The organism is Pseudonocardia xinjiangensis, assembly GCF_012911925.1.
Taxonomy (GTDB): Bacteria; Actinomycetota; Actinomycetes; order Mycobacteriales; family Pseudonocardiaceae; genus Pseudonocardia; species Pseudonocardia xinjiangensis.
This window is the reverse complement of the sequence record NZ_JAAXKY010000234.1, coordinates 1-7,775: the sequence shown is the minus strand read 5'-3', so window position 1 is coordinate 7,775 and position 7,775 is coordinate 1. Positions and strand designations below refer to the sequence as shown.

The window sequence follows — 7,775 nt, the reverse complement described above, 5'->3', positions numbered from 1 at the left end:
GCCGGACCCCACGACCACCCCCACCACCACGCAGTCGACGACGACAACGGTCGCCAACCCCCCGGACGGGCCGGGCGTGCCGAACAACCCTCCCTCCGGGGTGGCGAGCGCACCTGGATCACCGAGACACTCCGGCTCCGGAGTCTGAGCACACCGCCGGTCGACAACCGCGCTGCTTCGAGCGAGCCGGTTGTCGACCGGCGGCGTCGCGCTGCCTTCACGATGTAATGCGAATAGGGCCCGTTCCGGATATCCGGAACGGGCCCTATTCGATGTAGCCCCGACGGGATTTGAACCCGCGCTACCGCCTTGAGAGGGCGGCGTCCTAGGCCGCTAGACGACGGGGCCGTGGAAACGCTGTATGAGATTATCAGACCGCTTCTGGTGCGTTTCCGCTGGGGTACCAGGACTCGAACCTAGACTAACTGAACCAGAATCAGTCGTGCTGCCAATTACACCATACCCCAAGGGTTCAGGATCATCCGGGGCTCCATGTGGTGGTGGAGCCCGGTGTCCCCTGCCCTGCGTCGAACACTCTAGCCGAGCCCTCCGGCGCGCTCCAAACCGGCCCTGAGTCGCGCGAGCGACCGTTCGCGACCCAGCAACTCCATCGATTCGTACAGCGGCGGGGACACCGTACGGCCGCTCACGGCCACCCGCACGGGCGCGAACGCCTTGCGCGGCTTGAGCCCCAGCCCGTCGATCAGCGCCGACTTCAGGGCGTCCTCGATGCGCTCCGTCGACCACTCGGGAAGCCCGTTCAGGCCGGTCAGAGCCGCTTCGAGCACCGGTGCGGCGTCGGCGCCGAGGTTCTTCTCGGCGGCGTCGGCCTCGGGGGCGAAGCCCTCCTCCGGCACGAACAGGAAGCGCAGCATCCGCGCGGCATCCGACAGCACGACACTGCGCTCCTGCACGAGCGGAGCCGCCGCGTCCAGCAGCGCGCGCTGCTCCCCGGTGATCGAACCGTCGTGAGTGCCGGTGATCACACCTTCGGCCACGAGGTAGGGCTCGACCCGCCGTGCGAACTCCTCGACGGGCAGCGCGCGCAGATGGGCGGCATTGATGGCCTCGGCCTTTTTCAGGTCGAACCGCGCGGCGTTGCGCGATACCCGGGATATGTCGAACGCTGCGACCATCTCGTCCATCGTGAAGACGTCGCGGTCCTCGGAGATCGCCCAGCCGAGCAGCGCCAGGTAATTGAGCAGGCCCTCCGGAAGGAAACCCCGCTCGCGGTAGAGGAAGAGGTTCGACTCGGGATCGCGCTTGGAGAGCTTGCGGTTGCCTTCCCCGGTCACGAGCGGAAGATGCCCGTAGCGGAACGGTCCGGTGCCGATTCCCACCCGCGCGAGCGCCTCGAGCAGCGCGATCTGGCGCGGGGTGGAGGAGAGCAGGTCCTCCCCGCGCAGGACGTCGGTGATGCCCATGAGCGCGTCGTCGACCGGGTTGGTGAGGGGGTAGAGCGGGGTGCCGTCGCCGCGGGCGAGCACGAAGTCGGGCACGGTGCCGGCCCGGAACGTCACCTCGCCCCGCACGAGGTCGGTGAAGGAGATGTCCCGGTCCGGCATCCGGAGCCGGTACACCGGCGCGCGACCCTCCGCCCGGAACGCGGCACGCTGCTCGTCGGTGAGGTGGCGGTCGGCGTTGTCGTAGCCGAGCTTCGGGTCACGGCCGGCGGCGCGGTGGCGGGCCTCGATCTCGTCGGCCTTCGAGTACGACTCGTAGACCTCGTCCGCGTCGATCAGCCGCTGCAGCGCGTCGGCGTACACCGCGCCGCGTTCGCTCTGCCGGTACGGGCCGTTCGGGCCGCCGACCTCGGGGCCCTCGTCCCAGTCCAGCCCGAGCCAGCGCAGCGCGTCGAGCAGCGCGGCGTAGGACTCGGCGGAGTCGCGGCTGGCGTCGGTGTCCTCGATCCGGAACACGAAGGTGCCGCCGTGGTGGCGGGCGTGGGCCCAGTTGAACAGCGCGGTACGGATGAGACCGACGTGGGGTGTGCCCGTCGGGGACGGGCAGAAGCGCACCCGGACGCCGGCCGGGGGCCGGGACTCGCTCGCAAGCTCGCTCATGATGCCGCCAGCCTATCGAGCGTGCGGGGTGGCCTTCCGTCCCCGAGGCGCCTAGAATTCAACGTATGTTGATTAACGAGCGCACGACCTGCCTCGTCGTCGGCGGTGGCCCTGCCGGTCTGGTACTCGGCCTGCTCATGGCCCGCGGCGGGGTCGATGTGACGGTGCTGGAGAAGCACCCGGACTTCCTGCGTGACTTCCGCGGCGACACCGTGCACGCATCCACCCTCACCCTGCTCGACGAGCTGGGGTTGGGCGAGCGGTTCGCCGCGCTGCCCCAGCGGCGGCTCGACCGCGCCCAGGTGCAGCTGGACACCGGCACCTTCCAGATGGCCGACCTGCGCAGGCTGCCCGGCGCCCACCAGCACATCGCGATGGTGCCCCAGTGGGACTTCCTCGACCTCGTCGCCGACGCTGCCGAGGCCGAGCCCACCTTCACCCTGCGCCGCAACGCCGAGGTCGTGGCCCTGCTCCACGACGGCGACCGGGTGGCAGGCGTGCGCTACCGCGACCGCACCGACGGCACCGAGCACGAGCTGCGCGCCGGCCTCACCGTGGCCTGCGACGGGCGCGGGTCCGCGGTGCGCGAAGCGGCCGGACTGACGTCGCGCTCGTTCGGCGTCCCGATGGACGTGTGGTGGTTCCGCCTGCCCCGCCATGCGGAGGACCCCGTGGGTGGTGTGGGCCGCATCGGCAGCGGCGGGTTCCTCGTGATGATCGACCGCGGGGACTACTGGCAGTGCGCCTACCTCATCCGCAAGGGCGCCGACGCGGAGATGCGCGCGGCGGGCATCCCGCAGTTCCGGGCGCGGATCACCCGGCTGCTGCCCTGGCTGGGGGACCGGATGGAGGCGCTGACGTCGTTCGACGACGTGAAGCTGCTCGACGTCCGGCTGGAACGGCTGCGCCGCTGGTACCGCGACGGCCTGCTGCTCATCGGCGACGCGGCACACGCGATGTCCCCGGTCGGCGGGGTCGGCATCAACCTGGCCGTGGCCGACGCCGTGGCCACCGCACGGCTGCTCACCCCCGCGCTGCGGTCCGGCGGGATCGTGCCGCTCGCGCTGCTGCGCCGCGTCCAGATGCGGCGCTGGTGGCCCACCGCCCTGATCCAGAGCGGGCAGCGCCTCGCCCACCGCAGGATCCTCGGCGACAAGGCGGCCGACCCCGGCCGGGTCGGCGTGCCCGCCGGGCCGCCGGACACGGCCGCGCCCGGCATGTTCGACACGTCGGGCGCAGGCGCGGCTCCCACGGGCACGGTGCCGTTCCCGTTGAGCATGTTGAAGAGGTTCCCGGTGCTGCAGGGCATCCCGGCGCGGCTCATCGCGATCGGTCCGCTGCCCGAGCACGCGCCGGAGTGGGCACGGCGGGCGGAGTTGCCGGCGACCCGGGCCTGAGCGCCCATCCCGACGCGGGCGGCGTACGTCATCGCCCGAGCCCACTTCGGACGGTCACCGGGACCACCGACGCGAGGAGCCCGGCTGCGGCCGCCGCGAGCCACCCGAATCCGGCCGCCGCGTAGAGCGGGCCGGCCAGCAGCCCGGCGACTGCGGCGCCGCCGTACGTCGCTGCGGTGTTGAGGGCGAGCACCGCGCTGCGGAGGTGCACACCCGCCCCGGCAAGCCGGCTCACCAGCACCGTCAGCCCGATGTGGTTGACCAGCCCCCACACCGACGCCGCCGCGAGGAACGCCGGCAGTACGCCGATCGTGACGGCCAGGGCCAGGTAGACCACGGCGAGCAGCGCGAGCACCGGTGCGACGAGGCGCGCGGTGCCCCACCGGTCCAGCAGGCGGTCGGCGCACGCGGCGAGCCCGAAGCCGAGCCCGTAGCTCAGCGCGACGAGGCCGGCCGTCGTGGCGCCGCCTCCGTGCAGCGCCCGGACGTCGACGCCCGCGAACGCGAACACCCCGTAGAACGCCGTCATGAACGCGAGCACGCCGGCAAGCAGGGGCGCCACGCCGGGCGCACGGAAGGCGGCGCCCAGTGCGGCCCGGCCCGATCCGGCAGATGGGACCGCGGGGAGCAGCGCATAGAGCGCCATCTGCAGCGCGCACAGCCCTGCCAGCGCACCGAACGCCGCCCGCCAGCCCACCGCGTCACCGAGCACGGTGGCCAGCGGCACCCCTGCCACCAGCGCGATCGACCAGCCCGTCAGCACGCGTCCGGTCGCCCGGGCGGCAGCGCCCGGGGCCGCGAGCTCCGCGGCGAGCGAGTAGGTCGCCGGCAGGAGCACACCGACTCCGGCCCCGCCGACGAGCTGCGCCAGCGCGAGCACCGTCCAGTGCGGAGCGACGGCGGACCCCGCCGCGGCGACGGCGAGGGTCCCCATACCGGCGAGCAGGACAGTGCGGGGCGCCACGGAGTCGAGCCGGTGACCCAGCAACAGCGCCGACGCGACGATTCCGATGCCGTAGGCCGAAAGCGCGCGGCCGGCCTCGGTCGTACCCGTGGCGAGTCCCGTCGCAATGTCGGACAGCAACGGGGCGAGCACGAAGGCTTGAGCGCCGACCACCACGATCCCGCCGGTGAGCACGGCTGGGGTGAGCAGGCGGGAGCGATGCCGGACATCAGTCATGTACCGAAGATGCGTCAGCGGATCAGCCCGATCCACCGTCGTTCGTCAACTCCGTACCACTTTCAGCCGGAGGAATGTCAGCATGGACCCGTGGACGTTATCGACCGGAGGATCATCGGGCTGCTCCTCGAGGACGCGGGCCGCACGTACGCGCAGCTGGGTCGAGAAGTGTCGCTCCCCCCCGCCGCCGTCCACGAGCGGGTGCGGCGGCTGCGCGCATCGGGTCACATCCGCCGTACCACGGTGGAGGTCGACCCCGACGCGATCGGCCGGCCGGTACTGGCGTTCGTCCTCGTCGACAGCGAGGGGTGGGTCAAGGACGAGTTCTTCGCCGCCGCACGGCGGGACCCGCGGATCGAGGAGGCGCACTCGGTGGCCGGGAACAGCAACTTCCTGCTCAAGGTGCGCGTGGGCGACCCCGACGAGCTGGAGGACGTCCTGCACGGCCTCTACCGGATCGAGGGCGTGGTGCGCAGCCGGACGATCATGGTGCTGCGGCGGGGGTTCGAGCGGGGCATCGGGATCGCCCCGCCACCGCCCGCCGGCTGACCAGTCAGTGCGCCTCGGCGATGCCGCACTCCCCGACCCGGCGGAAGCCCACCCGCTCGTAGACGCGGGTGGCGGTGTCGTCTCCCGCGGCGAGGAACACCACCTCCGCACCCGCGGCCCGGGCCGCCCTGGCCAGCATAGCCGTCAGCGCTGCACCCAGGCCGCGGCCACGCGCCGCCGCGGCCGTACCGATCCCGACCAGCTCGACCACGTCACCCGAGCGCTGCGCCGATCCCGCCGCCACCGGGCCGTCCGGACCCGTGACCAGCGCTCGCGCGATCGCCCCTGCCGCAAGGTCGGCCCGCAGCTCGGCGAGCGCGGCCCCCACGGGCGGGCGCGGCGGCGGCGCGCCGAAAGCCGTGGCGGCCACGGACAGCACCGAGTGCACCGCAGCCTGCAGATCCCCGTCGGCCGGCCCGAGCAGGCGGGCCGAGAAGCCGGGCGGGAACTCGACGGCCGCCGGTTCACCGTCGAGCACGAGCAGCGGGCACACCGTGACCGGCAGCCCCGCGGCGCCGACGGCGTCCGCCATCGACGGGCTCTCGCTCACGACCCACTCGAACGCCTCCGGCACACCCAGTGCCCGCTGGCGGCCCCGGACCCGCTCGACGTCCTGTGCGGTGACCGGCGGACCGTCCGGGATCGGGCGGGCGTAGAACGGATAGCCCGGCCGGTTGCGGACGAACAGCCGCAGCGGGCCGTCGTCCGTCGCGCTCGCCCACTGCCGCGGGACCTCGTCGCAGAACAGGTCGATCCGCCGCAGCACGTCGTCCACGGGCGCAGATCTTGCCCTGTGTCAGCTCGCCGCCTGCACGGGGACGGGCGCACGCAGCGCCGCGAACGCCAGTGCGTCGACCAGCGCCAGCCAGGACGCCTCGACGACGTTGCTGTGCACGCCCACGGTGGTCCACGACCCCGAGCTGCCGGTGGACTCCAGCAGCACCCGCGTGACGGCGTCCGTGCCGTAGCTCTGCGAGCGCCCGGTGGTGAGGATGCGGACCTTGTAGTCCGACAGCTCCACGTCCGACAGCCACGGGCACGACGGCGTCAGCGCCGCCCGCAACGCCGCATCGAGCGCGTTGACCGGGCCGTTCCCCTCCGCGGTGGCGATCCGGCGCTCCCCGTCGCCGAGGACGACGCGGACGGTCGCCTCGGCCAGCACGTCCGCGTCGGCGCTGTGCTCGACGATCACGCGGTAGGACTCGAGGGCGAACGGCACCCGGTCCGCCTCACCCATGGCCGAACGCATGAGCAGCTCCAGCGACGCGTCGGCCGCCTCGAACGACCAGCCCTCCGCCTCGCGCTCCTTCACCGTGGCGACCAGCGCCGACACCGCGTCGGGTTGGCCGGCCAGGTCCAGGCCGAGCTCCGCCCCCTTGAGCTCGACACTCGCCCGGCCGGCCATCTCGGTGACCAGCACCCGCTGCCCGTTGCCCACGACCACAGGGTCCATGTGGTTGTACAGCTCGGGGTCCACCTTGATCGCACTCGCGTGCAGGCCCGCCTTGTGGGCGAACGCTGACGTCCCGACATACGCCTGGTGGGTGTCGGGAGCGATGTTGGCGATCTCCGCCAACGCGTGCGAGGTGCGGGTCAGCTCGCCGAACGCGCCGTCCGGTAGGACGGGCATGTCCAGCTTGGTCACCAGGTTCCCGACGACGGCGAACAGGTCGGCGTTGCCGGTCCGTTCGCCGTAACCGTTCGCGGTGCACTGCACGTGCGTCGCGCCGGCCTGCACCGCGGTGACCGAGTTGGCCACCGCGGAGCCCGTGTCGTCCTGGCAGTGGATGCCGAGACGGAAACCGGTGCGCCCGGCCACCTCGGCCACCACCTCGGCGATGCCCAACGGGAGCATGCCGCCGTTCGTGTCGCACAGCACCACGACGTCCGCCCCCGCCGACACCGCGGCGTCCAGCACCCGCAGCGCCGTGTCCGGGTCGAACCGGTAGCCGTCGAAGAAGTGCTCGGCGTCGAGGAACACGCGCCGGCCCTCGCCACGCAGGAACGCCACCGTGTCGGCCACCATCGCGCAGTTCTCCGCCACGTCGGTGCGCAGGGCCCGCTCGATGTGACGGCGGTCGGACTTCGCGACGAGCGTGACCGCCGGCGCCCGGCTCTCCAGCAGCGCCCGGACCTGCGGGTCCGCCGCCGCCGTCGTCCCGGCCCGGCGGGTCGCCCCGAACGCCACCAGCACCGCGTGCCGCAGCTCCAGCTCCCCCTCCGCGGCACGGGCGAAGAACTCGGTGTCCTTCGGCATCGCCCCCGGCCATCCCCCCTCGATGAACCCGACCCCCAGCGCGTCCAGGTGCCGGGCGACGGCCAGCTTGTCGGCCACGGAGTAGCTGATGCCCTCGCGCTGAGCGCCGTCGCGCAGAGTCGTGTCGTAGACGTGGAACACGTCTCCGAGCGGGGTTCCGGCCGGTTCGGTGCGGGACATCCGGGGGCTCCTGGAGGTGGGTCGGGCGTGATCGGGCAACAAAAAAGACCCCCCGCGAATGCGAGAGGTCTGCGCGTCGGCTGTGGTGCTGGTTAGCCGACGCGCCTGTCGATAATGATCACGAAGAGATGCTGCACGAGGGTGAGCAT

6 protein-coding genes and 2 tRNA genes are annotated in these 7,775 nt (G+C 72.6%); 2 read left to right on the top strand and 6 right to left on the bottom strand.

Translation table 11 applies throughout. The annotated features are described in order from the left end of the window. Nucleotides 1-275 precede the first annotated feature (275 nt). From HF577_RS35735 to gltX, 3 genes are all read right to left on the bottom strand, one after another. Nucleotides 276-348: transfer RNA gene (locus HF577_RS35735), tRNA-Glu, on the bottom strand. A 47-nt stretch (nt 349-395) separates the two neighbouring features. Further along, nucleotides 396-467 (bottom strand) — tRNA-Gln (locus HF577_RS35730). Between the two features lie 69 nt (nt 468-536). Next, nucleotides 537-2,063 carry a glutamate--tRNA ligase gene (gene gltX / locus HF577_RS35725; protein WP_169400429.1) on the bottom strand — a complete coding sequence of 509 codons (1,527 nt, stop codon included), beginning with the start codon at nt 2,061-2,063 and terminating at the stop codon, nt 537-539. A 65-nt stretch (nt 2,064-2,128) separates the two neighbouring features. Between gltX and HF577_RS35720 the strand changes: the two genes are divergently transcribed. Next, the gene (locus tag HF577_RS35720) at nt 2,129-3,460 is read left to right on the top strand and encodes an FAD-dependent oxidoreductase (RefSeq protein ID WP_169400428.1); all 1,332 of its coding nucleotides are present in this window, start codon (nt 2,129-2,131) and stop codon (nt 3,458-3,460) included. 28 nt (nt 3,461-3,488) lie between these two features. Here the strand turns inward: HF577_RS35720 and HF577_RS35715 are convergent, their stop codons facing one another. Beyond that, nucleotides 3,489-4,640: an MFS transporter gene (locus HF577_RS35715; protein WP_169400427.1), complete on the bottom strand. Its 1,152-nt coding sequence runs from the start codon at nt 4,638-4,640 to the stop codon at nt 3,489-3,491. A 90-nt stretch (nt 4,641-4,730) separates the two neighbouring features. On the opposite strand from HF577_RS35715, the gene HF577_RS35710 reads away from it, so the two are divergent. After that, entirely contained in the window at nt 4,731-5,189 is a 459-nt protein-coding gene (locus tag HF577_RS35710) for an Lrp/AsnC family transcriptional regulator (RefSeq protein ID WP_169400426.1), read from the top strand. 4 nt (nt 5,190-5,193) lie between these two features. Here the strand turns inward: HF577_RS35710 and HF577_RS35705 are convergent, their stop codons facing one another. After that, the gene (locus HF577_RS35705) at nt 5,194-5,964 is read right to left on the bottom strand and encodes a GNAT family N-acetyltransferase (RefSeq protein ID WP_169400425.1); all 771 of its coding nucleotides are present in this window, start codon (nt 5,962-5,964) and stop codon (nt 5,194-5,196) included. Nucleotides 5,965-5,985: 21 nt separating this feature from the next. Beyond that, nucleotides 5,986-7,626, bottom strand: a complete 1,641-nt coding sequence (cimA, locus tag HF577_RS35700; protein ID WP_169400424.1) for a citramalate synthase — start codon at nt 7,624-7,626, stop codon at nt 5,986-5,988. Nucleotides 7,627-7,775 lie beyond the last annotated feature (149 nt).

Coding starts and splice junctions, on each gene's coding strand:
- gltX (WP_169400429.1), bottom strand. CDS start 2,063: ATGAGCGAGCTTGCGAGCGAGTCCCGGCCCCCGGCCGGCGTCCGGGTG.
- HF577_RS35720 (WP_169400428.1), top strand. CDS start 2,129: ATGTTGATTAACGAGCGCACGACCTGCCTCGTCGTCGGCGGTGGCCCT.
- HF577_RS35715 (WP_169400427.1), bottom strand. CDS start 4,640: ATGACTGATGTCCGGCATCGCTCCCGCCTGCTCACCCCAGCCGTGCTC.
- cimA (WP_169400424.1), bottom strand. CDS start 7,626: ATGTCCCGCACCGAACCGGCCGGAACCCCGCTCGGAGACGTGTTCCAC.